The organism is Pseudomonas sp. MM227, assembly GCF_947090715.1.
GTDB lineage: Bacteria > Pseudomonadota > Gammaproteobacteria > Pseudomonadales > Pseudomonadaceae > Aquipseudomonas > Aquipseudomonas baltica.
Genome location: NZ_OX352319.1, coordinates 544,916 through 570,740, shown reverse-complemented (window position 1 = coordinate 570,740; position 25,825 = coordinate 544,916). Strand labels below are relative to the sequence as shown.

Here is a 25,825-nt window from a genome sequence, read left to right as displayed (position 1 = left end):
AGTACCGCATCGCTCCAGTATGATGCGCGCTCAATTGCTGTTCGAGAACTGTCATGCGCCGCCTGCTTTGCCTTCTGTTGTTGGTTTTCGCACTGCCCGTCGCGGCCTCCGGCCTGCTCGACGCACGGCCCAGCGCCACTCTGGGCGGTGCTTCGCTGAACAACGGCGCCGACTTCCTGCCGGTCGGCCAGGCGTTCCAACTCGAACAGGTAGAGGCTTCTGCGCAGGACATCACCCTGCGTTTCGTGATTGCCGAAGGCTACTATCTCTACCGCCATCGCTTCGAATTCAAGGCCGAGCCTGCCGACATCGCGCTGGGGGCCGCGCAACTGCCGGCCGGCGAGCAGAAACACGACGAGTATTTCGGCGATGTCGAGGTCTACCACGGCATTCTCGACGTGAAGATCCCTCGCCCCGCCGGAGACTCGCGCGCCTTCACCCTGGCTGTAGGCTTCCAGGGCTGCGCCGACAAGGGCCTGTGCTACCCACCGGAAACCCAGCGCCTTTCCGTACCTGGCATCGGCCAGGCTGCCCCGGTGGCGAGCGATGCCGGGGCCTCGGGAGGCTGGCAATGGCATGAATTGGCGTTGTTCTTTCTGGCCGGTATCGGCCTGACCTTCACGCCCTGCGTGCTGCCTATGTTGCCAATCTTGTCCGGCGTGGTGCTGCGCGGGCAGGTGGGCGGGCTGCGCGGCTTCAGCCTGTCGCTGGCCTATGTGCTGCCGATGGCCGTCTGTTTCGCCCTGTTGGGTGCGCTGATGGGCAAGTTCGGCGCCGAACTCAACCTGCAGGCACGGCTGCAGTCGATGTGGGTGCTGGTGCCGTTCGCCCTGTTCTTCGTGGTATTCGCGCTGGCCATGTTCGGCCTGTTCGAGCTCAAACTGCCGGCTGCCGTGAGCCAGCGCCTCGACCGCGTGGCCGGCAATGCCAAGGGCGGCTCGCTGTGGGGAGCCGCCGTGCTGGGGGTAGTGTCGAGCCTGCTGGTGTCGCCGTGCGTATCGGCGCCGCTGGCCGGTGCGCTGCTTTATATCAGCGCCAGCGGCGATGCCCTGGGGGGCGGACTGAAACTGTTTGCACTGGGTCTGGGCATGGGCGCGCCGTTGTTGCTGGTGGCTACCGGTGGCGCGGCCTGGCTGCCCAAAAGCGGGCCGTGGCTGGTGACCGTGAAAAACGCCATCGGCGTCTTGCTGCTGGGCCTGGCCATCGCCCTGCTCGCTCGGGTGCTGCCAGGCAGCGTGACCCTGCTGCTGATCGGCCTGCTGGCAGCCGGCATCGGTGTGTTCATGGGGGCTCTGGAGTGGGTGGCCAAACCTGCGCGCCAGCGTCTGCAACAGGTGCTCGGGCTGGCCTTCGTGTTTTATGCCCTGGCATGCTGGCACGGCGCTTTGAGCGGCCAATCCGATCCGTTCCAGCCGCTGGCGCGCCCGGCTACGACCGGTGCGCCAGCGACTGCCCCGACGGCTGCGCAGGACGCCTGGCAGACGGTGACCACCACCGAAGGCTTCGAGCTGGCACTGCGCCAGGCAACTGCCGCCGGGCAACCGCTGGTCCTGGACTGGTATGCCGACTGGTGCATCAGCTGCAAGGTCATCGAGCATGAAGTGCTGACCGATGCGCAGGTGATCGCAGGGCTGCAGGGTTACCGCAAGGTGCGCCTGGACATCACCCAGAGCAACGCGGAACAGCGTGCCCTGCTCGATCGCTTCAAGCTGTTCGGGCCGCCCGCATTGCTGTTCTTCGACGGCAACGGCAATGAACAGGCAGCCTCGCGTGTCGTCGGTGAAGTCGATGCGGCAACGTTCCTCGGGAAAATACCTCCCGCTGGCAATCCATGACTGGGGTGGTGACCGAAACCGACAAGCGAGTCACAAATTTTGCGCAAACATCGGACAACGTGCGGGCTATTGCGCTTAACTGGACATACGCCTGAGGTTTCCGGCATAGTTCGCCCGCTTTGCCCGTGAAGCCGAAGGCGAGACACCGCTTGAAATGGACATGACTCGACAGCTTTTCATGACCGATGTCACCCCTGACGTGACGCGCTGCTGCCGATGAGCATCCCACTGTTCGACGTGCGTATTTTTCACCGGCACGTTCGAGAATTTTCGCCGTCACTCGGCCCTTTTCAACGGCACATGAGTGTTTGCAGCCTTCTTCGAAAGGCGCATGGCAAGAACACCTACTGAACGCCCCTGACCGACCCTTGGGAGTTGATGATTGATGGATATTCGTAAAGTCAAGAAACTGATCGAGCTGCTGGAAGAGTCCGGCATCGACGAGCTGGAAATCAAGGAAGGCGAAGAATCCGTACGGATCAGCCGTCACAGCAAGACCCCGGCCCAGCAGTACTATGCACCGGCGCCGATGGCCGCGCCTGCCGCAGCGCCCGTCGCCGCAGCACCTGCCGCCCCGGCCGAGCCTGTGGCTGCCAAGCTCAACGGCACCGTGGCCCGTTCGCCGATGGTCGGCACCTTCTACCGCAAGGCGTCGCCAGCCTCGCCGGCCTTTGCCGAAGTAGGCCAGACGGTCAAGAAAGGCGATACCCTGTGCATCGTCGAAGCAATGAAAATGATGAACCACATCGAAGCTGAAACCAGCGGTGTGATCGAATCGATCCTGGTAGAAGACGGTCAGCCGGTTGAGTACGACCAGCCGCTGTTCACCATCGTTTGACCAGCGGAGAGCCTGCGATGTTGGAAAAAGTTCTGATCGCCAACCGCGGCGAAATCGCCTTGCGGATCCTGCGTGCCTGCAAAGAGCTGGGCATCAAGACCGTTGCCGTCTACTCCAAGGCCGACAAGGAGCTCATGCACCTTGGCCTGGCTGACGAGTCGGTGTGCATCGGGCCGGGGCCTGCCAACCTGTCCTATCTGCATATCCCGGCGATCATTGCCGCGGCCGAAGTGACTGGCGCCACGGCCATTCACCCAGGCTATGGCTTTCTCGCCGAGAACGCGGACTTTGCCGAGCAGGTCGAGAAATCCGGTTTTGCCTTCATTGGCCCGACTGCAGAAACCATTCGCCTGATGGGCGACAAGGTGTCGGCCAAGCACGCGATGATCGCAACGGGCGTACCGACGGTGCCCGGCTCCGATGGTCCGCTGCCGGAAGACGAGGAAGAGGCCCTGCGCATCGGCCGTGAAGTCGGCTATCCGGTGATCATCAAGGCCGCTGGCGGCGGCGGTGGTCGCGGCATGCGCGTGGTGCACAAGGAAGAAGACCTGATCGCCTCGGCCAAGCTGACCCGCACCGAAGCCGGTGCCGCGTTCGGCAACCCGATGGTGTATCTGGAAAAATTCCTGACCAACCCGCGTCACGTGGAAGTCCAGGTGTTGTCCGACGGTCAGGGCCAGGCAATCCACCTGGGCGACCGTGACTGCTCGCTGCAGCGCCGGCACCAGAAGGTGCTGGAAGAAGCACCGGCACCGGGCATCGACGAAGCAGCGCGCGAGGAAGTCCTGGCGCGTTGCGTGAAGGCCTGCATCGAGATCGGCTACCGCGGCGCCGGTACCTTCGAGTTCCTCTACGAAAACGGCCGGTTCTACTTCATCGAGATGAACACTCGCGTGCAGGTAGAGCATCCGGTATCGGAGATGGTCACGGGTATCGACATCGTCAAGGAGATGCTCAGCATCGCCGCCGGCAACAAGCTCTCGTTCACCCAGGACGACGTGGTCATTCGCGGTCATTCGCTCGAGTGCCGGATCAACGCCGAAGACCCGAAGAGCTTCATTCCGAGCCCCGGCACCGTGAAGCATTTCCACGCACCGGGCGGCAATGGCGTTCGCGTCGATTCGCACCTGTACAGTGGCTATGCGGTACCGCCGAACTATGACTCGCTGATCGGCAAGCTGATCACCTGGGGCAAGGACCGCGAAGAGGCCATGGCCCGTATGCGCAACGCCCTGGACGAGATCATCGTGGACGGCATCAAGACCAACATCGCACTGCACCGCGACCTGGTGCGCGATGAAGGTTTCTGCAAGGGCGGCGTCAACATCCACTACCTGGAACACAAGCTGGCCGGTCAGAAGTGATTCGGTTGGCGACGTGAAGGTGTAGATGTAAAAACGACCCGGCTTTCGAGCCGGGTTTTTTTTGGTCCTCGCGCCTGTCCTCGCGTAAACTGGCGCGCTTGTCGCAGCGAACGTGCTGCGCCCCCCGTTTAGATCGAAGGTGCCCGCCATGCCTTGGCTGCAAGTCCGTCTGGCCATCAGCCCAGAACAAGCCGAAACCTATGAAGACGCCCTGCTGGAAGTCGGTGCCGTGTCCGTGACGTTCATGGATGCCGAAGACCAGCCGATCTTCGAGCCCGAACTCAATACCACGCCGCTCTGGTCGCACACCCACTTGCTGGCGCTGTTCGAAGCCGACACCGACGCCGGCGCAGTCTTCGCCCACTTGCAGTTGTTGACCGACGCCGCCCTGCCCGAGCATCACGCCGAAGTGATCGAGGACCAGGACTGGGAGCGCAGCTGGATGGACAATTTCCAGCCCATGCGCTTCGGCCGCCGTTTGTGGATCGTGCCCAGCTGGCACCAGGCCCCGGAACCCGAGGCGGTCAACCTGCTGCTGGACCCAGGCCTGGCGTTCGGCACCGGCACCCATCCGACCACGGCACTGTGCCTGGAATGGCTGGACGGGCAGCAGCTGCAGGACACGCAGGTGCTGGATTTCGGCTGCGGGTCGGGCATTCTGGCCATCGCTGCGTTGCTGCTGGGCGCGCGTCAGGCGGTTGGCACCGACATCGATGTGCAGGCGCTGGAGGCTTCACGCGACAACGCCCAGCGCAATGGCATTGCCGACGATCGCTTCCCGGTGTACCTGCCTGCCGACCTCCCCGCTCAGCAGGCCGATGTGCTGGTCGCCAACATTCTTGCAGGTCCGCTGGTCAGCCTCGCACCCCAGCTCAGCGGATTGGTCCGGCCTGGCGGACTGCTGGCGCTGTCCGGCATCCTCGCCGAACAGGGCGAAGAAGTCGCGGCAGCCTACGCACAGGACTTCGAGCTGGATCCGATTGCCAACCGTGACGGCTGGGTACGCATCAGCGGCCGTCGCCGCTGAGCCCCATCCAGAATGTCCCCCGGCCCTACCAGGACCTGCGCATGAGCGAGAGTTTCGTCACCCAGTGCCCGCATTGCCAAAGCAGCTTCCGCGTCAGCCACAACCAACTGAGTGTGGCGCGCGGTGTGGTTCGCTGCGGCTCCTGCCTGCAGGTCTTCAATGCGGCCCGACAGCTGCTCGAACAGAGCGCGACCCTGACCCCGGCCAGTTTGCCCAGACCGCCGGAGCTGGCTCCGCGGCCGTGGACCAATGGTGACATAGACCTGGATCGGCTCGAGCTGGGTGACACTCCCAGAATGGACAGCCTGAGCGCGCGCCGGGACGACGCCGATACCGATGCGGCGGCCTTGCCACCGATCATCGAACGGCTGCCGGCACTGGACGAAGACCAAGCGCCGACACCCGCCAAGCGGACCGAGCCTTCGTTTTCCCATTCCGAGGCCCTCGACCAGGCCCACGTCGATGACGAGCCGTCGGTGGATGGCCACGGCCGGTTATCGGCACTCGACGAGCATGATCGAGACGAGCCGCCTCTTGCTGCCGCCACCAGCACTCGCAAGGGCCAGGCAACCCGCAACGAACCTGCCGTGCGGGATGAGGACGATCTGGCCGACCTGCTGGACGAGCCGATGCAACTGGCCTGGGAGAAGCCCCGCTCGCACTGGGGCAAGCGCCTGTTGTGGCTGGGCCTGGCGATCGTTGCCGCGTTGGGCCTGGGCGTGCAGTACGTGGTCTATCATTTCGCCGAACTGGCCCGTCAGGACCAGTACCGGCCGCTGTTCCAGCAGCTGTGCCCCGTTATAGGCTGCAGTGTGCCGGCCAAGGTCGATATTGCCCTGGTAAAAAGCAGCAACCTGGTGGTGCGCAGCCATCCCGAGTTCGCCGGGGCGTTGGTGGTGGATGCGATCATCTACAACCGCGCGGCGTTCTCGCAGCCTTTTCCGTTGCTGGAGCTGCGCTTTGCCGACCTCAATGGCCAGTTGATCGCCAGCCGTCGATTCAAGCCCAGCGAATACCTCGACGGCGAGTTGGCCGGCAAGGCCGAGATGCCGCCGCAAACGCCCATCCACATTGCCCTGGACATCCTCGACCCAGGCCCTTCGGCGGTCAATTACAGCCTCAGTTTCCGCTCGCCCGAATAGCCAGATGCTGTGGGGCAAGGGTGGACTGCGCCCGTTCAAAGCTGTCCGCGCGGGCAGATAACTGTTCAGATTTTATCCAAATCTATCTTTAACCCGTCATCGAGAGCGGGTATTATGCCAACCCTTTTTCGAACTCTCATGATCCGGCCCCACAACAGGGAAGTCCTATGTCGGCGGTACGCATCGGCCCATACACCTTGAGCAACTCGCTGATCCTGGCCCCCATGGCCGGGGTTACCGACCAGCCCTTTCGTCAGTTGTGCAAACGCCTGGGCGCAGGCCTGGTGGTGTCGGAAATGGTCACCAGCGACATGAGCCTGTGGAACAGCCGCAAGTCCCGTCTGCGCATGGTCCACGAGGGCGATCCCGAGCCACGCTCGGTGCAGATCGCCGGAGGGGACGCGCAGATGCTGGCCCAGGCGGCACGGGCGAACGTGGAGGCCGGGGCGCAGATCATCGATATCAACATGGGCTGTCCGGCGAAGAAGGTGTGCAACAAGGCGGCGGGGTCTGCCTTGCTCAAGGATGAAGCGCTGGTGGCGCAGATTCTGGAAGCCGTGGTGGCCGCCGTGGATGTGCCGGTGACCTTGAAGATTCGCACGGGCTGGGACCGCTCCAACCGCAATGGCATCGCTGTTGCAAAGATTGCCGAGCAGTCGGGCATCGCCGCGTTGGCGGTGCACGGTCGCACACGCGCCGACCTCTACACCGGCGAAGCCGAATACGACACCATCGCTGCGATCAAGCAGGCGGTGTCCATCCCGGTCTTCGCCAATGGCGACATCGATTCACCGCACAAGGCCCGGCAGGTACTGCAGGCGACCGGTGCCGACGGCCTGCTGATAGGGCGCGCGGCCCAGGGTCGGCCCTGGATCTTCCGGGAGATCGAGCATTACCTGCGCACCGGCGAGCTGCTGCCGGCACCGCAGTTGAGTGAAGTGGAAAGCATTCTGCTGGAACATCTGCAGGCCCTGCACGCCTTTTACGGCGATGTGATGGGCGTGCGCATCGCCCGCAAGCATGTTGGCTGGTATCTGTGTACACAGCCTGGCGGGCGTGAATTTCGCAGCCATTTCAATGGGCTGCAAGAGACGCAAGAGCAATGCGCCAACGTTCGCGAGTTTTTCGGCGAGCGCTATAGAAGCCTTGGTGAAAGGGACGCGAAAGAGGTGGCCGCATGACGATGATGAGCGAGACTTTAGTGAGTGGAACAACGCCTGTGAGCGACAATGTAAACCTCAAGCAGCATCTGAACACGCCGAGCGAAGAGGGCCAGACCCTGCGCGGCAGTGTCGAGAAGGCGTTGCACAACTACTTTGCCCACCTCGAAGGCGCCTCCGTCACGGACGTGTACAACCTGGTGCTGTCCGAAGTCGAAGCTCCCCTGCTTGAAAGCGTCATGAACCACGTCAAGGGCAACCAGACCAAGGCCAGCGAGATGCTGGGCCTGAATCGAGGCACCCTGCGCAAGAAACTCAAGCAGTACGACCTGCTGTAACCGAAGCATTCAAACCAGAAAAGGCGACCCAGCGGTTCGCCTTTTTTGTTGACTTCTACGCTTTGAAGATGGAAATCGTGATGACCGACCAGACCACCCGCCTGCCGATCCGCCGCGCCTTGATCAGCGTTTCCGACAAGACCGGAATCGTTGAATTCGCCCGCGAACTGGAAGCCCTTGGCGTCGAGATCCTGTCCACCGGCGGCACCTTCAAGCTGCTGCGCGACAACGCCGTGGCCGCCGTGGAAGTGGCCGACTACACCGGCTTCGCCGAGATGATGGACGGCCGCGTGAAAACCCTGCATCCGAAGATCCATGGCGGCATCCTCGGCCGCCGCGGTACCGACGACGCGATCATGGCCGAGCACGGCATCCAGCCGATCGATCTGGTGGCGGTCAATCTCTACCCCTTCCAGGCAACGATTTCCAAGCCTGGCTGCGACCTGGCCACGGCCATCGAGAACATCGACATCGGCGGGCCGACCATGGTCCGTTCGGCGGCGAAGAACCACAAGGACGTGGCCATCGTGGTCAACGCCGGTGACTATGCCCAAGTGCTGGCCGGGCTCAAGGCCGGCGGCCTGACCTACGCGCAGCGCTTCGACCTGATGCTCAAGGCGTTCGAGCATACCGCCGCGTACGACGGCATGATCGCCAACTACATGGGCACCATCGACCAGACCGGCGAGCGCCTGGGCACCGAAGGCCGCGGCGAGTTTCCGCGGACCTTCAACAGCCAGTTCGTCAAGGCGCAGGAGATGCGCTACGGCGAGAACCCGCATCAGAAGGCGGCATTCTATGTCGAGGCGCAGCCGGCCGAAGTGGGGATTGCCACGGCGACCCAGTTGCAGGGCAAGGAGCTGTCCTACAACAATGTGGCCGATACCGACGCCGCTCTGGAGTGCGTGAAGAGCTTCGTCAAGCCGGCCTGCGTCATCGTCAAGCATGCCAACCCCTGCGGCGTGGCCGTGTGCCCGGACGCCGAGGGCGGCATCCGTCAGGCGTACGAACTGGCCTACGCCACCGATACCGAATCGGCGTTCGGCGGCATCATTGCCTTCAACCGCGAGCTGGATGCGGCCACTGCCAAGGCCATCGTCGAGCGTCAGTTCGTCGAAGTGATCATTGCCCCGAGCGTCAGCGAGGAAGCCCGCGCCATCGTGGCGGCCAAGGCCAATGTGCGCCTGCTGGCCTGCGGGCAGTGGTCGGCCGAGCGTGCCGAGGCGTGGGACTACAAGCGCGTCAACGGTGGGCTGCTGGTGCAGAGCCGCGACATCGGCATGATCGGTGCCGATGACCTCAAAGTCGTGACGCGCCGGGCACCCAGCGAACAGGAAATCCATGACCTGATCTTCGCCTGGAAAGTCGCCAAGTACGTGAAGTCCAACGCCATCGTGTACGCCAGGAACCGCCAGACCATCGGCGTCGGTGCCGGGCAGATGAGCCGGGTGAATTCGGCGCGCATCGCGGCGATCAAGGCTGAACATGCCGGCTTGCAGGTGCAGGGCTCGGTCATGGCGTCGGATGCGTTCTTCCCGTTCCGCGACGGCCTGGACAATGCCGCCAAGGTGGGCATCACCGCAGTGATCCAACCAGGTGGTTCGATGCGCGATGCCGAGGTGATTGCGGCCGCTGACGAAGCCGGCATCGCCATGGTATTTACCGGCATGCGCCACTTCCGCCACTGATCTGGCGACGGCCGCATTGAAGATGCGGCCTCCTACAGTGATGTTTCACGGGTACGCCGCCCCTGTAGCAGCGGCGCGAGCCGCGTCAGGCCGTTGCGCGGCATACCGCGAACACCCTTAGAATTCCGCTTTACCGAGGTTTTGAACCATGAACGTATTGATCATTGGCAGCGGCGGGCGCGAGCATGCGCTGGCCTGGAAAGTCGCCCAGGACCCACGGGTCCAGAAAGTGTTCGTGGCACCGGGCAATGCCGGTACCGCCACCGAGGCCAAGTGCGAGAACGTCGCTATCGACGTGCTGGCATTGGAGCAATTGGCGGACTTCGCCGAACAGAACGTTTCGCTGACCATCGTCGGCCCCGAAGTGCCGCTGGTGGCTGGCGTGGTCGACCTGTTCCGCGCGCGCAACCTGGACTGTTTCGGCCCGACCGCGGGCGCGGCCCAGCTCGAAGGCTCGAAAGCCTTCACCAAGGATTTCCTGGCGCGGCACAAGATTCCCACCGCCGATTACCAGAATTTCACCGAGATCGAACCGGCGCTGGCTTACCTGCGTGAAAAAGGTGCGCCGATCGTGATCAAGGCCGATGGCCTGGCCGCGGGCAAGGGCGTGATCGTTGCCATGACCCTGCAGGAGGCCGAAGACGCCGTACGCGACATGCTCGCCGGCAACGCCTTCGGTGACGCCGGCTCGCGGGTGGTCATCGAAGAGTTCCTCGACGGCGAGGAAGCCAGTTTCATCGTCATGGTCGACGGCAAGAACGTGCTGCCCATGGCCACCAGCCAGGACCACAAGCGCGTTGGCGACGGCGACAGCGGCCCGAACACCGGCGGCATGGGGGCGTACTCCCCTGCTCCGGTGGTGACCGCCGAGGTTCACCAGCGGGTCATGGATCAGGTCATCTGGCCGACTGTGCGCGGCATGGCGGACGAAGGCAATGTCTACACCGGTTTTCTCTATGCCGGGCTGATGATCGACAAGGCCGGCAACCCCAAGGTCATCGAGTTCAACTGCCGTTTCGGCGACCCTGAAACCCAGCCGGTCATGCTGCGCCTGCAGTCGAGCCTGATCCTGCTGATCGAAGCGGCTTTCGCCCAGGCGCTGGACAAGGTCGAGGCGCAGTGGGACCCACGGCCGAGCGTCGGCATCGTGCTGGCGGCGGGTGGCTATCCGGGTGACTATGCCAAGGGTGATGCGATCGGCGGCCTGGACGCAGCGGCTGCCGAGACCGGCAAGGTGTTCCATGCCGGCACCGCGCTCAAGGACGGCCAGGTCGTCACCGCAGGGGGTCGCGTGCTGTGCGCCACGGCACTGGGCGACAGCGTCGGCGCCGCGCAGCGCCAGGCCTATGCGCTGGCCGCGAAGATCGATTGGCAGGGTTGTTTCTATCGCCATGACATCGGCTACCGGGCCATTGCCCGCGAAAGCGGCAAATAAGTGTGGTGACTGTCGGGGGCTTCAAGCCCCCGACACACGTTTCATGGCGCACGCGGCTATAATCAGGCATTCATCTACGAAGGGATTTCGCCTTGCGCTGGCTCAGGACTGCCATAGGATTCACCGCCGGCCTGCTGGCCCTGCTCTGTGTGCTCGGCGCCCAGGCAGAGTCGGCGGGCGGCTGGTCGATGTTGATGGACGAAGACGGCCGGCTGCAGTTGGGCGACGTGCGCTCCGAACGCTTCCAGAACCAGTTCGCCCCGGTGCAACTGCGTCAGGTCAACGCGGCCGGGCCCAACGGCGCGTTGTGGCTGCACTATCGCCTGCCGCCGACCGACCAGGAATTGTTGCTGCGTATTTTCTGCCCTGACCTGAAGGCCCTGGATTTCTATGTGCTCGACGCCGACACGCTGATCAGGCGTGTGTCGTCGGACACCGATGCCAACACCGAGGCGCCGCTGGCCAGCAGCGACCATCTGCTGACCTTGCCGGTGAGCCAGAAACATCTCGACGTGTACCTGCGTATCGCCTCCGAACACCAGATCCGCCCCAGCATCGTTCTGCAATCCTCTTCCGCAGCGGCCGCCGATCAACGGGAGCCGTTGCTGTTCGGGCTGCTGCTGGGCTGCGTTGCCATGCTCATCCTGCACAACCTGATGTGCTTCGCCCATCGCCGCTCCAGCAGCAGCCTGTGGCTGGCCTGCTCCCAGGCCTGCCTGCTGGCCTCGGCCCTGATCCTGTTCAACTTCACCGGGCCCTGGGTTTCGCTGTGGCCGGCAGCGCGTACACCCGCCGCCTACAGCGCGCTGCTGCTGGCATCGATGACCGGGCTGATGTTCTGCCTGCGTTTCTTTGCCGTACGCGGCCATCAGCGCTCCAACCGCATCATCAAGGCCGAGGTTGCCCTGATCGCCCTGTGCGGGCTGTTGTTGCTGTTCATCGACGGCCTGCCGTTCAACTTCTTCGCCTACGGCCTGCTGGCCCTGACCAGCATGACCATGCTGATGATCGGCATCTGGCACTGGCTGCAGGGCTATCGCCCGGCACGCACCTTCTGCCTGGGGCTGCTGGTGTGCAACCTGGGGTGCCTGGTGGTATTGCCGGCGCTGCTGGGCCTGACCCGCACACCTTCGCAGTGGCTGATTTTCACCCTGCTCGGGTTTGCCATGGTGGGCGGGGTGATCCTCAACGCCGCGCTGACCCAGCGCCTGCGCAGCATCAGCGAGGATCGCTTCAGCGCCAGCCGGCAGCTGGCGGCCAGCACTGCCGAGATCAACGCCAAGGCGGAATTCCTGGCCAAGCTCAGCCACGAGATCCGCACCCCCATGAACGGCGTCCTGGGCATGACCGAACTGTTGCTGGGCACACCGCTGTCGGTCAAGCAACGCGACTACGTGCAGACCATCCACAGTGCCGGCAACGAGCTGCTCGGTCTGATCAACGAGATCCTCGACATCTCCAAGATCGAATCCGGGCAGATCGAACTGGACGATGTGCAGTTCGACCTGCACGCCCTGATCGAAGACTGCCTGAACATCTTTCGCGCCAAGGCCGAGCAGCAGAACATCGAGTTGATCAGTTTTACCCAGCCCCAGGTTCCGCGAGTCATCAGTGGTGATCCTACACGCCTGCGCCAGGCGCTGCTGAGCCTGCTGGACAACGCGCTGAAGAAGACCGACCAGGGCGAGATCCTGCTGGTGGTGGCGCTCGACCAGCGCAGCGCCACCCCGCGCCTGCGCATCGCCGTGCAGGACAGTGGCGAACCAATGCCCGGCGCCGAACGCGAAGCGCTGCTGCACACCGAATTGCGCAGTACCAACCTGCTCGACGGCAACCGCCTGAGCGGGCACCTGGGGCTGGTGATCGCCCGCCAACTGGTGCTGTTGATGAAGGGTGATTTCGGCATCAAGAGCGGCAGCGAGCATGGCAGCACCCTGTGGCTGACCCTGCCGCTGGATCCGCAACGCCTCGAGCAACCGTCTTCGGACCTCGACCTGCCGCTCAAGAACGCGCGGGTGCTGGTGGTCGACGACAACGAGACCTGCCGCAAGGTACTGGTGCAGCAGTGCAGTGCCTGGGGCCTGAATGTCAGCTCCGTGCCGTCGGGCAAGGAGGCCTTGGCCTTGCTGCGAACCAAGGCGCACCTGCGTGACTATTTCGACGTGGTCTTGCTGGACCAGAACATGCCCGGCATGACTGGCATGCAACTGGCCGCGAAGATCAAGGAAGATCCAAGCCTGAACCACGACATTCTGTTGATCATGCTTACCGGTATCAGCAATGCGCCGAGCAAGGTGGTCGCACGCAATGCCGGGATCAAGCGCATCCTGGCCAAACCGGTGGCCGGGTACACCCTCAAGACCACCCTGGCCGACGAGCTCAGCCATCGTGGAGAAAGCGAGGCACCGCCACTCGCTGCCGCCCACCTGGCGCCGATCGATGTGCCAGGTGACTTTCGTATTCTGGTGGCCGAAGACAACAACATTTCCACCAAGGTGATCCGCGGCATGCTCGGCAAGCTCAACCTGCATCCCGACACGGCCAGCAATGGCGAGGAAGCCCTGAAGGCGATGAAGGCCCAGCGTTACGACCTGGTGCTGATGGACTGTGAAATGCCGATTCTCGACGGCTTCTCGGCGACCCGTCAGTTGCGTGCCTGGGAAATGGGCAACCAGCGCGTGCGCACACCGGTGGTGGCGCTGACCGCGCATATTCTCAGCGAGCACAAGGAGCAGGCGCGCCAGGCCGGCATGGACGGGCATATGGCCAAGCCGATCGAAATGTCGCAATTGCGCGAACTGGTGGAGCACTGGGCTTCACAGCGCGAGGCCATCATCCCCCCCGTTGAAACCCCCCTGATCCCGTAGCAGCGGCGCGAGCCGCGTCGGCGGCAAACGCGGTGTGTCAGGAAGTGCGCGGTGCGGCCGGACGCGGCTTGCGCCGCTGCTACAGGGGGGCGTTCGGCGGCGGTTGGTGTTCGTTTGTAGATCAGGGCTTGGTGCCGTACCAGCGTGGGGTGTATACCCAGGTGCCGCCTGCGGCCTTGGCGAAGGTGCAGGTAGTGGAAGAACCCACCAGCACCATGGTGCGCATGTCCACTTGCTCAGGCGTCAGCTCGCCCAGCGTGATGACCCGCAAGGTCTGGCCGGGACGGCCGATGTCGCGGCCCAACACGACGGGGGTGGCAGGCGTGCGATGCAGGCGAACGATGTCCAGCGCCTTGCCCAGTTGCCACGGCCGCGAGCGGGAAATCGGGTTGTAGAACGCCAGGGCCAGATCAGCCTGACAGGCCAGGTCCAGGCGCTTCTCGATGATGGCCCAGGGTTTGAGATTGTCGGACAGCGACAATACGCAAAAATCGTGGCCCAGCGGTGCGCCGGCCTGGGCCGCCGTGGCCAGGGAGGCCGAGACGCCTGGCAGCATCTGCAGCTCTACCGCGTGCCAACTCGGGTCGGCGGATTCGTGCAGCGCTTCCAGCACCGCAGCCGCCATGGCGAACACGCCGGGGTCACCGGACGACACCACCACCACCGAGCGACCCTGAGCGGCCAATTCGAACGCGTGCCGGGCACGCTGCATCTCTTCGCGATTGTCGGTGCAGTGCAGCACCTGATCGGCGCGGAACGGGCCGGCCATGCGCACGTAGGTCTCGTAGCCCAGAATGTCGTTGGCACGCGCCAGCTCCGTCTTGACCGCCGGGACCATGAGGTCGGCGGCGCCGGGGCCCAGGCCGATGACGGCCAGACGTCCGCGCGGCCGGCCAATGCCCGACAGGTCCAGTGGCTGCTCGGCCATGGCGACTGCCATGTGTTCGCCGATCGCCACGGGCGACGACTGCGGCACCGCGTGGCCGGCCATCTGCACCAGCGAGCCTTGCGCCGGGGCAAACCGCAGCGGCACGCCCAAGTCGGCGGCAGCATCGTGCAGCGCAGAATCGGCCATGGCGCCCTCGTCCGCCAGCAGGCACGCCAGTGATGGCACGGCAATACGACGGCCCTGCAGTGCGTCACGCACGGCCTCCGCCAAATGGGGCAACGCTGAATTCACCGCCACCAGCACGTTGCGCGGATGGATGAGCAGTTCGTGGGCAACCGGCGCCCGCGCCTCGCTGCCAACATGAATGGCCAGGCGCGCCTGTGCGTCTTCGGGCAGCCGTGCGTCGGCCAGCCAGGGCGCGGCGCCTTCGACGCGCACCTGCTCACCGGCGAGCAGGTCGGAAACGAAGCGCTTGCCCAGTTCCAGATCGGCCAGGGCATAGCCGCTGGGCGGGTTGAGCAGGCAGGTACCGAAGCGCAGCTCGCCGCTGGTGGTGATCGCAGCCGCAATTCCCAGGCCTGCGCCAATCTCGCGAGCCAGCACGTTGACCCCGGCCAGGCCACCCAACAGCGGCACCACCGCGCTGCCATCTTCGGCCACGGCCAGCACCGGCGGTTCGGCGCCCTTCTCCAGCAGGAGCGGCGCCAGGCAGCGGATGACGATGCCCGCCGCGCACAGGGCAATGATCGGGGTGTCCTGTCGATACAACTGACGCAAGGTGGCGCCGAAGTCCTGATAGCTGCGCTCGACACCGGTCACGCGCTCGGCCAGGCCGTGGATCAGCGCCTGTGGATAGAGTTGCTGCAGGCGCCGCGCGGTGGTCAGGGCACCGCTGCCGAGAATGACGATTGCTGGGGCGTTCATCAGCCTTGCCACCTCTCACCCGGAACGATGATCAAGGAAAAATAGGGCGACGAGGTCGGATCGACCTCGGCCAGGGGGACGATCTTCTGGTTGGCCATGGTGGCGCGCTCGACATACAGGGCGCGCTCGCCCAGGCCCAGTTCGATCAGCACCTGGCGGACCTTGGGAAAGTTGCGGCCCAGCTTCATGATCACGGCGGCGTCGGCGTCGGCCAGGCGACGCTTGAGGTCGTCCGCCGGCAGCACGCCCGAGAGCACCGAGAGGCTCTGGTTGCGGTACACCAAGGGTGCGCCCAGCACCGAAGCACCGCCGAGCATCGAGCAGACGCCAGGGATCACCTGGGCTTCATAGCGTTCGGCGAGCCGGTCGTGCAGGTACATGTAGGAGCCATAGAAGAACGGATCGCCCTCGCAGATCACCGCCACGTCGCGGCCGGCATCCAGGTGCGCGGCGACGTCCAGGCTGGCGGTGTCGTAGAAATCGCTGATGACCTGCTCGTAGGAAAGCGGCGCTGGCAGTGCTTCGGTGGTCACCGGGTAGACCAGCGGCAGCAAGGTTTGCAGAGCCTGCAGGTGGCCCTCGATGATGCCGAACGCATTGCCCTTCTTGCCCTTGGCGACGAAATAGGCCACCACCGGCGCCTCGCGCAACAGGCGCAGCGCCTTGACGGTGATCAGTTCGGGATCGCCCGGGCCTACGCCCAGTCCCAGCAGACGGCCACGCGGTTGCATCACTCGACCTCCGTGGCCAGTGCATTGACCGCAGCGGCGGCCATGGCACTGCCACCCTTGCGGCCTTCGACGATGACGAACGGCACACCACGGCTGTCCGCCGCCAGCATCGCCTTGGACTCGGCCGCGCCGACGAAACCGACTGGAAAGCCGAGGATCAGGGCGGGCTTGGGCGCGCCGGCATCGATCATGTCGAGCAGGTGGAACAGCGCGGTCGGCGCATTGCCGATGACCACGACCGAGCCTTGCAGATGGGGCCGCCACAGCTCCAGCGCAGCCGCCGAGCGGGTGTTGCCCAAGGCTTGGGCAAGGGCTGGCACGCTGTCGTCCTTGAGGGTACAGATCACCTGGTTGTTCGCAGGCAGTCGGGCGCGGGTGATGCCTTCGGCGACCATGCGCGCGTCGCACAGGATCGGCGCGCCGGCGGCAAGGGCGTCGCGGCCGGCTTTGCCGGCGCCGGGCGAGAAGCGCAGGTCCTGGACGACATCGACCATGCCGCAGGCGTGAATGACCCGTACGGCGAGCTTTTCCAGGTCTGCGGGGATCTGATCCAGCTTCGCTTCGGCACGAATGATGGCGAAGGAATTGCGATAGATCTCCTGACCATCGCGGATGTAGTCAATCATGGGTGTCGCTCCGTGAGCGGTCGCGCAGCAGGGCAGCGGCCGCATCCAGTGAAAGATGGCGCGCGAGCAGAGTCCCGAATCCGGGTCGTTCGGCGTCGCGCAGATACAGGTCATAATGGCCGGCGCTACTGGCCAGCAGGGTCGCCGGGGCGACATGGGCGCGGCGCATGAACGTGGGCAGCCGCTCAGATGTACGCTCAGCGGCGCCCGCGCAGGCAGCAAAGCGGCGAGGCGAACGGCATCCGCCTTGGTGTCGGCCAGGCCCTTGGCACAGCCGCTGGCGCCCGTGCAGGCGATCATGGCCGCCAAGGGCTGTTGCGGCCCGGTGATGAAGCCCAGCTGGGTCAGGGCCTGGAGCACGGGTTCGGGATCGCGCAGGTCAGGTAACAGCAGGCCCTGCCACGGGGTCATGCGCAGGGTGCCGTTGCCGTGGTCGCGAGCGAGCTGGGCCGCGCCGCGCAGCATGGCCGGGGTCAGCCGGCCCAGGGGGGCCAGGGTGCAGATGAAGCTCAGGCCCGCTTGGCGCTGTGGCTGGATGCCCAGTTTGAAGGTAGCCAGCGGCCTGCCCAGTGGTGCAGGGCAAACAGGCAGACCCAGGGTACTGAGGAATGCCTGGGTAGTGTCAGTGGCGGCCTCTTCGCGGGCAGAGCCCGCTCCCACAGGTGCAGCAATCTTGCCTGCCTTGGCTGTGGTGGCTGGCATGCTGGTATCAGCGACGAGGATCCTGTGGGAGCGAGGCGGGCGGCTGAGCCCCTTGCCTGCGAAGAAGGCGTCGGCAAGCAGATCGCGCATTCGCGTGTGTTCAGGGCGCGCCAATTCAAGGAAGCGGTCCAACACCGCCGCCACCAAGGCATGGCCTTGGTCGAAAGGCACGGCGCCCACGGCAGGGTCGCTCCCGGGACAGCCGGCCAGGCCGAACGCCCACCAGCACTGTCCATCACGCTCGAAGGCCGACAGCCACAGATCGTGGTGATGCTCGAGCATCGCCAGGCGCTCGCCGCCGTGCAACTGCACCGCGAACTTGGCCGACAGCGCATGGAAGCGCGGCTCGGTTTCCAGGCTGTGGATGACCTGGGCCGCCAGTGGGCGCGTGTCGACGACCTGGCGGGGGTCGATGCCGGCGGTGGGGCCGAGCATGACATTGCGCACGTCGTCACCGGCCGCGTCCCGTGGACCCAAGCCAGCCTGCAGCAAGTGCTCGATCAAGGCCTGATGACGTTCACCGATACCTCGAATCTGCAGATTGCTGCGGTTGGTCGCCTCGATCGTTCCCCCGGCATACCGCTCGGCGGCTTCGGCGACGGCCTCGGCCTGGTGCGCACCCAGTTCGCCGCCGGCGAGTTTGATGCGGCAGATCCCCCCGTCCAATGCCTGCACGATACGCAGCAACCCCGGACACGCCGAGGGGCGGACAACGTTCGAAGTCTTGTTCAAAGGGGCACCGGACACGCGCGAAAAACCACTGGAATGGGTAAGGCGCGGTATTATGCCTGCTTTGGCCGAAGGCATGAAAAGTCTGCCCGTCGGAATAGTTTTGTATGAGGAATATTCATGTCGGCCTGGCTGACCCTGGTAGGTATCGGTGAAGACGGATTTGCGGGCCTGGGCAAACAGGCGCGACGTGCGTTGTTGAGCGCGCGGCGCATCGTCGGCGCGCCACGCCAGCTCGAACTGCTGCCGCGCTGCATCGTCGGTACCCGCGTCGCCTGGCCCAGTCCGTTCAGCCTCGATGCGGTACTGTCCGAGCCCGGCGAGGCAGTCTGCGTGCTGGCCAGCGGTGATCCGATGCTCTATGGCGTCGGCGCGAGCCTGGCGCGGCAGGTCCCGGCTGCGCAGATGCACGTATTGCCCTCGCCGTCCTCCTACTCTCTGGCCGCTGCTCGCCTGGGCTGGGCCCTGCAAGACGTGGTGACCCTGTCGGTGGTCGCCCGTCCAGTCGCGGCGCTGGCGGCACACCTGTACAGCGGCCAGCGCCTGTTGGTCTTGAGCAACGATGGGGCAAGCCCGCAAGCCGTTGCACGGTCGCTGCGCGAGCGCGGCTTCGGTGCCAGCCGCATGACCGTGCTCGAACACCTGGGGGGGCCCGGCGAACGTCGTATCGACGGTACCGCCAACGATGACTTCAGCGAGATCGCCGCGCTCAACCTGATCGCCCTCGAATGCCAGGCAAGCCCGGACGCCCCGCGGCTGTCACCCCTGGCCGGCCTGCCCGACACTGCCTTTCGCCACGATGGCCAACTGACCAAGCGTGACATTCGCGCGGTGACCCTGGCACGCCTGGCACCCCAGCCGGGCGAGTTGCTGTGGGACGTCGGTGCCGGCTGTGGCTCGATCGGCATCGAATGGATGCGTGCCCACCGCAGTTGCCGCGCCATCGCGGTCGAATCCGACGAGGGCCGCCAGGCCTTGATCGAACACAACCGCGATGCCCTCGGCGTGCCAGGCCTGCAGTTGGTGCGCGGTCGGGCGCCGCAGGCCCTGGCCGGGCTGGCCACGCCTGACGCGATCTTCATCGGCGGTGGCGTCACCCGCGAAAACGTCCTGGCCGACTGCTGGGCGGCGCTCAAACCCGGTGGCCGTCTGGTGGCCAACGCGGTCACGCTGCAAAGCGAACTGGCGCTGGTGCAGTGGCGCGAGCACCACGGCGGCGAACTGACCCGCCTGCACATTGCCCAGGCCTGCCCGTTGGGCGAGTTCGACACCTGGCGCCAGGCGTTGCCGATCACCCTGCTCGAAGCGGTCAAACCCCTCGATGCGTGAAGAAACAGCGGAACAGCCGGCACCACTGCGCAGCGGCCTGACCACCGGCAGTTGCGCCACGGCCACCAGCCTGGCCGCCGCGCGCCTGTTGCTCGGCGGTGGCGCCAGCGATGCGGTGCATATCGTGTTGCCCAAGGGCAAGCAGGTGTCGATGCGCCTGGAGTTCTGCCGGCTGAATGCCGACGGCGCTGAAGCCGGTACGCTCAAGGATGGCGGCGATGATCCGGATGTGACCCACGGCGCCTTGCTGTACACCCAGGTGCGTCTGCTCGATGAGCCCGGCATCCATTTCGTGGCCGGCGTCGGCGTAGGCACGGTCACCCGGCCGGGGCTGGTGCTAGGTGTCGGTGAGCCGGCGATCAATCCGGTGCCGCGGCGGATGATCGGCGAGCACCTGGCGCGCTTGGCCGAGGAACATGGCTACGGCGGCGGCTTCGAGGTCACCGTCAACGTCGAGAACGGCGCTGGCCTGGCGCTCAAGACCATGAACCCGCGCCTGGGCATCCTCGGCGGGCTGTCGATCCTGGGCACCAGCGGTATCGTGCGGCCGTTCTCGTGCGCGGCTTACATCGCTTCCATTCATCAAGGTATCGATGTGGCGACCACCAACGGCTACCGGCACATCGCCGCGTGCACCGGCAATGCCAGCGAGGACACCATGCGCCAGGTCTACGCGTTGCCCGAGATCGCCCTGATCGAGATGGGAGACTTCGTCGGTGCGGTACTCAAACACCTGCGCAAGGTGCCCGTGGACAAACTCAGCCTGTGCGGCGGTTTCGGCAAGATCAGCAAGCTGGCGGCCGGACACATGGACCTGCACAGTCGTCATTCGAGTATCGATCTGGCACAGCTGGCGGGTTGGGCCAGCGACGTCGGCGCAGGCAGTGACCTGCAAACGCGGATTCGCGCGGCCAACACCAGCCAGCAAGCCTTGGCCCTGGCCCATGCCGAGGGCGTGAAGCTGGGCGATGAGGTCTGCCGCCATGCCTGGCAATTCGCTTGCAGCGTGGTACAGGATCGGGTTCAGGTGGAGGTGTTCGCCATCGATCGCCAGGGCGGGATCGTCGGGCAGGCGGGGGGAGTCCATGAAGCGCATCCTGCTGCTGGGTGGCGTGACCGAGGCCCTGGCGATCGCGCGGACCCTGGGGCCTGAGCATGTCTACAGCCTGGCGGGCGTGGGCCGCGTGCCGACCGACCTGCGCTGTCAGGTGCGCGTCGGTGGGTATGGCGGTGCCGAAGGGCTGGCAGCCTACATTCGTGGCGAGGGCATCACGTTGCTGGTGGACGCGACTCATCCCTATGCGGCGCAGATCAGCGCCAATGCGGCGAAGGCGGCGGGCCTGGCCGGCATCGAGTGCTGGGCCTTGCGCCGTCCGGCCTGGGCGCCTCAGGCGGGTGACGACTGGAGAGAGGTGGTCGACTGGGCTGCACTGGTGCAGGTGCTGGCACCGTTCCAGCGACCGCTGTTTACCCTGGGTCGCGAACCTCTGCAGCACCTCCACGAGATCCCGCCGCATCAGCATTGGACCCTGCGGGCGCTGGACCCCTACCCGGGCACGGCGCAATGCGAGGTCATCGGCGCCCGTGGTCCCTTTTGTCTGGACGACGAACGCGTTTTGTTCGCCCAGCGCAGCATCGACGTGCTGATCAGCAAGAACAGCGGCAGCGGCGCGACCGAACCCAAGCTGCAGGTGGCGCGGGAGATGGGGTTGCCGGTGTTGGTGCTCAAGCGCCCGGCGCTGCCCGCGGTGGATCGCATGTTCATGGATGCGGGCTCATTGCTGGTGCAGATGAATCGCGGCGCCTGATGACGCGGCTTGCGCCGCTGCTACAGGGTATTGCGGTGCCTGATGATGCGGCTTGCGCGGTGGACCAGATTTATTGCGTATGCCGCCGACGCGGCTTGCGCCGCTGCTACAATGGCGGCTTTCGTATCGGGGTGTCTGCGATGAAAAGATTCTGGTCTGCCTGTGTGCTCATGCTGCTTGCTGCGGCCGCACAGGGCGACGTCCGTCAATACAAGGCGGGTGACCTGCTCATCGTCGAACCCTGGTCCCAGGAACTGCCACCCGGCTCGCCGACAGCGGCGGTGTACTTCGAGCTGCGCAACCGCGGGCTCGACGACGACACGCTGACCAGCGTCGACACGCCCATCGCCGCAGAGGCGCAGTTGCATCAGCACATCAACCAGGACGGCATGATGAAAATGCAGCAGGTCCAGGGTGTCACCGTTCCGGCGAGCGGCCACGCGGTCTTCGCGCCGATGGCGTTTCACGTGATGCTGCTGGATCTCAAGCTGAGCAGCCCATTGCAGGCCGGCCAGCACTTTCCGGTGACGCTGCACTTTGCCAAGGCCGGTGATTTCGTGGTGGAGGTACAGGTGCTCAAGCAGGCGCCCGCGCAGGAAGAGGCCACCGAGCATGCGCATTGACTGAATGAATGCGCTGAGCGCCAAGCGCCCTCCTTCCACGCCGTCTGCCAAGGCGCGCGCCAGCTGGATCAGCCTGTTCGCGATGCTGATGATATTCATCGGCCCGCTGATTTCCCAATCCATGCCGATGGACCACAGGATGTCCAGTATGGTGCTGGACAGCGCCGTGCCCGTCATGGACATGCCCGCCATGGACCACCAGGCTCATGGCGAGCATCACGGCAGCGCCGCGGGCAGCAGCGACCTGCACGTGCTGATGGAAAAGTGCGGTTATTGCAGCCTGTTCTTCCATTGCCCAGCGCTGCCTCAGGCGCTGGCCATTGCGGGGGCGAATGCGCAGCGCCCGCACAGTGTATTCATGGCCGAGCCCCGCGCGGGGCACGCTACACAGGCGGTGTTCCTCGGCGCGCGCACGCGAGCGCCGCCTGCGTTGGTTTGAGCTTCCACGCCAAACATACACACGCTTGTGCGTTGTCAACGCGGGCCTCTTCGCGGGTAGATGGCTCGCCGCCCGCCCCGCTCCCACAGTGGGCGTTGCTGATCCTGCGAATGTCTTCGCAGGCAAGGCTCGCTCCCGCGCGGTAGCGCGGTTGACCTGTGGAAGGGAACGGGCAGCGCATGGGCCTTGTTGAGTACACGATAAGTCGGAACACGCCTTCTCCATGAAAACCTCTTTCTACAACCTTGCCTGGCGTTGGCATTTCTACGCCGGGCTGTTCGTCGCGCCGTTCATGATCCTGCTCGCGCTGACCGGAATCATCTACCTGTTCAAGCCACAGCTGGACCCTTGGATGTACCGTGACCTGCTGGTGGTGCCGGTGGCCGAACAGCGCCTGAGCGCCGATGAATTGCTGGTGCGAACCCACAACGCCTACCCGCGTGGTGCCATCGGCCAGTACCTGCCGCCCAGCACCGCCGAGCGCAGCGCTCAGTTCGTGGTCCATGCCGATGGCCGCGAACTGAATGTATTCGTCAATCCCTACACCGGCGAATTGCTGGGCGCGCAAGATGCCAAGTGGAACCTGCAGGCGGTGGCCAGGGCGCTGCACGGCGAATTGATGATCGGCACCGTCGGCGACCGGCTGATAGAGCTGGCCGCCGGCTGGGGCATTGTGCTGGTGATCTCCGGCCTGTACCTGTGGTGGCCGCGCGGCGCGGCGGCCAGCGGCGTGCTCTGGCCGCGCTGGCGCAGCCGTGGCCGGGCGCTGTGGCGCGACGTCCATGCGGCAGTCGGTTTCTGGGGCGCGGCGTTGCTGCTGGTCATGCTGCTCAGCGGCATGACCTGGACCGGTTTCTGGGGTAAGCAGTATGCCCAGCTGTGGAACCAGTTCCCTGCCGCCATGTGGAACGATATGCCCACCTCCGACGAGCAGGCTGGCAAACTCAACCAGGCCCACCGGCAGACCGTGCCGTGGGCCATGGAACACACGCCGATGCCACAGTCCAGCGGCGCGCATGCCGAACACATGGCTCATGGCGAGCACGTGCATGCCCCGGCGGCGCCGCAGATCAGCCTGCAGAGCGTGGTCGATACAGCGGCGCGATTGCAGGTGGAGCCGGGCTACAGCATCACCTTGCCGACCACCGCGAGCGGCGTGTTCACCGTGGCGGTATTCGCCGACGACCCACGCAACGACGCGACCCTGCACATCGATCAGTACAGCGGTCAGGTTCTGGCCGATGTGCGCTGGGCACAGTACGGCCTGGTCGCCCGTGCTACCGAAACCGGCGTGATGCTGCACGAGGGCAAGATGTTCGGCCCGGTCAATCAGATCATCGCGCTGCTGGTGTGCCTGATGATCCTGCTCAGTTCGGTCAGCGGCCTGGTGATCTGGTGGAAGCGCCGGCCACAGGGCAAGCTCGGTGTACCGCCGCTGCGCCATGATCTGCCGCGATGGAAGGTGGCGGTCGGGGTGATGGTTGCGGTGGGCGTGCTGTTTCCGCTGGTGGGCCTGTCCTTGGTGCTGGTTTGGGTGGCGGATCGGGTGCTGCTGCGGGTGCGGCCTTCGGTCGAAGCTGTCTGAGTCATCCTGCATACATCTGCGGTGCGCCCGGACGCGGCTCGCGCCGCTGCTACAGGGGATTCGCGGCCCCCGTAGCAGCAGCGCAAGCCGCGTTGGCGGTGCACGCGATCCCGCAGCAGCGGCGCAAGCCGCGTCGGCGGTGCACGCGATCTGCCTGGTGGGTCGCGCACGTAGTCCGGCGCACCAATACCACTCAACCCTGCGCACCATCCTGCCAGTCGAGCACCAGCACGGTGCGCGCCGCTGCGTTGCCTCACCTCAACCGGCACGTATTGCGCCCCTGCGCGACTCCGGCACACCCCTTGCAATACTCCAGCGAGAAGTCCCCACCTGCCGCACCGGAACGACATTCCGTACATGGAGATTGCACAATGAAGCGTCGCAGCTTGATCAAGGCGTTCACCCTTTCCGCATCGATCGCTGCCATGGGTTTGTCCTGGACGATCCAGGCTGCCGAGACCATCAAGGTCGGCATCCTGCATTCGCTGTCCGGCACCATGGCCATCTCGGAGACTTCGCTGAAAGACATGGCCTTGATGACCATCGACCAGATCAACGCCAAGGGTGGCGTCAATGGCAAGATGCTCGAGGCGGTGGTGGTGGACCCGGCGTCCAACTGGCCGTTGTTTGCCGAGAAGGCACGGCAGTTGATCACTCAGGACAAGGTGGCCGTGGTGTTCGGCTGCTGGACGTCGGTGTCGCGCAAGTCGGTGCTGCCGGTCTTCGAAGAACTCAACGGCCTGCTGTTCTACCCCGTGCAGTACGAGGGTGAGGAGATGTCGCCGAACGTGTTCTACACCGGTGCGGCGCCCAACCAGCAGGCGATCCCGGCGGTCGAATACCTGATGAGCGAAGACGGTGGCGCGGCCAAGCGCTATTTCCTGCTGGGCACCGATTACGTCTACCCACGCACCACCAACAAGATTCTGCGCGCCTTCCTGCACTCCAAGGGCGTCGCCGACAAGGACATCGAAGAGGTCTACACCCCGTTCGGTCACTCGGACTACCAGACCATCGTCGCCAACATCAAGAAGTTCTCGGCAGGCGGCAAGACTGCAGTCATCTCCACCGTCAACGGCGACTCCAACGTGCCGTTCTACAAGGAACTGGCCAACCAGGGCCTGAAGGCTACCGACGTACCGGTGGTGGCCTTCTCGGTCGGCGAAGAAGAGCTGCGCGGCATCGACACCAAGCCGCTGGTGGGCAACCTGGCGGCATGGAACTACTTCCAGTCGGTGGAGAACAAGGAAAACACCAAGTTCGTTGCTGACTGGAAAGCCTACGCCAAGGCCAAGAACCTGCCGAACGCCGGCACCGTGGTCACCAATGACCCGATGGAAGCGACCTACGTGGGCATCAACATGTGGGCACAGGCCGCCAACCAGGCCAAGTCCACCGACGTCGACAAGGTGCGTGAGGCCATGGCCGGGCAGACCTTCGCTGCGCCGTCGGGCTACACCCTGACCATGGACAAGACCAACCACCACCTGCACAAGCCGGTGATGATCGGCGAGATCGAGGACAACGGTCAGTTCAACGTGGTGTGGCAGACCAAGGAGCCGATCCGCGCCCAGCCATGGAGCCCGTACATTCCTGGCAACGACAAGAAGCCGGATCATGCGGTGAAGAGCAACTGATCCACGTGGCCGCGAAGGGGCGGCGCGGTGCGTCTGGTAGACCGCAGCGCTCTCTTCGCGGCCGATGACCGCTCCTACGGTGGATCGCGAGTTTTCTGTAGGAGCGGTC

The 25,825-nt window shown here is 64.9% G+C and carries 19 protein-coding genes and 2 pseudogenes; 17 read left to right on the top strand and 4 right to left on the bottom strand.

Translation table 11 applies throughout. The features are described 5' to 3' along the window. Positions 1 to 53: 53 nt before the first annotated feature. From ONG87_RS02545 to ONG87_RS02500, 10 genes are all read left to right on the top strand, one after another. Positions 54 to 1,835, top strand: a complete 1,782-nt coding sequence (locus ONG87_RS02545) for a protein-disulfide reductase DsbD (protein ID WP_122480306.1) — start codon at positions 54 to 56, stop codon at positions 1,833 to 1,835. Between the two features lie 385 nt (positions 1,836 to 2,220). Next, a complete protein-coding gene (gene accB, locus ONG87_RS02540; protein ID WP_122480307.1) occupies positions 2,221 to 2,673 on the top strand; it encodes an acetyl-CoA carboxylase biotin carboxyl carrier protein in 453 nt (150 codons plus the stop codon). A 17-nt stretch (positions 2,674 to 2,690) separates the two neighbouring features. Next, positions 2,691 to 4,037, top strand: coding sequence for an acetyl-CoA carboxylase biotin carboxylase subunit (accC, locus tag ONG87_RS02535; RefSeq protein ID WP_264382152.1), 1,347 nt, complete (start codon positions 2,691 to 2,693; stop codon positions 4,035 to 4,037). Between the two features lie 148 nt (positions 4,038 to 4,185). Beyond that, positions 4,186 to 5,064 (top strand): 50S ribosomal protein L11 methyltransferase, encoded by an 879-nt coding sequence (prmA, locus tag ONG87_RS02530; protein ID WP_122480309.1) that lies wholly within the window; start codon positions 4,186 to 4,188, stop codon positions 5,062 to 5,064. Between the two features lie 41 nt (positions 5,065 to 5,105). After that, entirely contained in the window at positions 5,106 to 6,206 is a 1,101-nt protein-coding gene (locus ONG87_RS02525; RefSeq protein WP_264382151.1) for a DUF3426 domain-containing protein, read from the top strand. A 167-nt stretch (positions 6,207 to 6,373) separates the two neighbouring features. After that, positions 6,374 to 7,387, top strand: coding sequence for a tRNA dihydrouridine synthase DusB (dusB, locus tag ONG87_RS02520; protein WP_192055701.1), 1,014 nt, complete (start codon positions 6,374 to 6,376; stop codon positions 7,385 to 7,387). Then, complete coding sequence (gene fis, locus ONG87_RS02515) at positions 7,384 to 7,704, top strand: DNA-binding transcriptional regulator Fis (RefSeq protein WP_049861977.1); 321 nt, start codon at positions 7,384 to 7,386, stop codon at positions 7,702 to 7,704. The genes dusB and fis overlap by 4 nt, the downstream gene beginning before the upstream one ends. Positions 7,705 to 7,784: 80 nt before the next feature. Beyond that, positions 7,785 to 9,392 (top strand): bifunctional phosphoribosylaminoimidazolecarboxamide formyltransferase/IMP cyclohydrolase, encoded by a 1,608-nt coding sequence (gene purH / locus ONG87_RS02510; RefSeq protein ID WP_122480312.1) that lies wholly within the window; start codon positions 7,785 to 7,787, stop codon positions 9,390 to 9,392. Positions 9,393 to 9,540: 148 nt separating this feature from the next. Further along, positions 9,541 to 10,827, top strand: coding sequence for a phosphoribosylamine--glycine ligase (purD, locus tag ONG87_RS02505; RefSeq protein ID WP_122480313.1), 1,287 nt, complete (start codon positions 9,541 to 9,543; stop codon positions 10,825 to 10,827). A 92-nt stretch (positions 10,828 to 10,919) separates the two neighbouring features. Beyond that, positions 10,920 to 13,694: a hybrid sensor histidine kinase/response regulator gene (locus tag ONG87_RS02500; protein ID WP_264382150.1), complete on the top strand. Its 2,775-nt coding sequence runs from the start codon at positions 10,920 to 10,922 to the stop codon at positions 13,692 to 13,694. 121 nt (positions 13,695 to 13,815) lie between these two features. On the opposite strand, the gene cobJ is transcribed toward ONG87_RS02500, so the two are convergent. The 4 genes and pseudogenes from cobJ to cobG form a co-directional block, all read right to left on the bottom strand. Continuing rightward, a complete protein-coding gene (gene cobJ, locus ONG87_RS02495) occupies positions 13,816 to 15,507 on the bottom strand; it encodes a precorrin-3B C(17)-methyltransferase (RefSeq protein ID WP_264382149.1) in 1,692 nt (563 codons plus the stop codon). Continuing rightward, positions 15,507 to 16,238: a precorrin-2 C(20)-methyltransferase gene (locus ONG87_RS02490; protein ID WP_122480316.1), complete on the bottom strand. Its 732-nt coding sequence runs from the start codon at positions 16,236 to 16,238 to the stop codon at positions 15,507 to 15,509. The genes cobJ and ONG87_RS02490 overlap by 1 nt, the downstream gene beginning before the upstream one ends. After that, entirely contained in the window at positions 16,238 to 16,864 is a 627-nt protein-coding gene (locus tag ONG87_RS02485) for a precorrin-8X methylmutase (RefSeq protein ID WP_122796485.1), read from the bottom strand. The genes ONG87_RS02490 and ONG87_RS02485 overlap by 1 nt, the downstream gene beginning before the upstream one ends. Next, a pseudogene (gene cobG / locus ONG87_RS02480) lies at positions 16,857 to 18,373 on the bottom strand (precorrin-3B synthase). Before cobG ends, ONG87_RS02485 begins: the two are co-directional and overlap by 8 nt. 42 nt (positions 18,374 to 18,415) lie before the next feature. On the opposite strand from cobG, the gene cbiE reads away from it, so the two are divergent. The 7 genes and pseudogenes from cbiE (at position 18,416) to urtA (ending at position 25,716) form a co-directional block, all read left to right on the top strand. After that, a complete protein-coding gene (gene cbiE / locus ONG87_RS02475; RefSeq protein WP_264382148.1) occupies positions 18,416 to 19,624 on the top strand; it encodes a precorrin-6y C5,15-methyltransferase (decarboxylating) subunit CbiE in 1,209 nt (402 codons plus the stop codon). Continuing rightward, a pseudogene (locus ONG87_RS02470) lies at positions 19,617 to 20,699 on the top strand (cobalt-precorrin-5B (C(1))-methyltransferase); the annotation flags it as partial. The gene cbiE and the pseudogene ONG87_RS02470, both read left to right, overlap by 8 nt. Positions 20,700 to 20,709: 10 nt before the next feature. Further along, positions 20,710 to 21,432 (top strand): cobalt-precorrin-6A reductase, encoded by a 723-nt coding sequence (locus tag ONG87_RS02465; protein ID WP_264382147.1) that lies wholly within the window; start codon positions 20,710 to 20,712, stop codon positions 21,430 to 21,432. A 170-nt stretch (positions 21,433 to 21,602) separates the two neighbouring features. Then, entirely contained in the window at positions 21,603 to 22,055 is a 453-nt protein-coding gene (locus ONG87_RS02460) for a copper chaperone PCu(A)C (protein ID WP_192059187.1), read from the top strand. Positions 22,056 to 22,059: 4 nt separating this feature from the next. Then, positions 22,060 to 22,494 carry a DUF2946 domain-containing protein gene (locus ONG87_RS02455; RefSeq protein WP_264382146.1) on the top strand — a complete coding sequence of 145 codons (435 nt, stop codon included), beginning with the start codon at positions 22,060 to 22,062 and terminating at the stop codon, positions 22,492 to 22,494. A gap of 223 nt (positions 22,495 to 22,717) precedes the next feature. Then, positions 22,718 to 24,079, top strand: a complete 1,362-nt coding sequence (locus ONG87_RS02450) for a PepSY domain-containing protein (protein WP_264382145.1) — start codon at positions 22,718 to 22,720, stop codon at positions 24,077 to 24,079. Positions 24,080 to 24,450: 371 nt separating this feature from the next. After that, a complete protein-coding gene (gene urtA, locus ONG87_RS02445) occupies positions 24,451 to 25,716 on the top strand; it encodes an urea ABC transporter substrate-binding protein (RefSeq protein WP_122480324.1) in 1,266 nt (421 codons plus the stop codon). Positions 25,717 to 25,825: the final 109 nt, after the last annotated feature.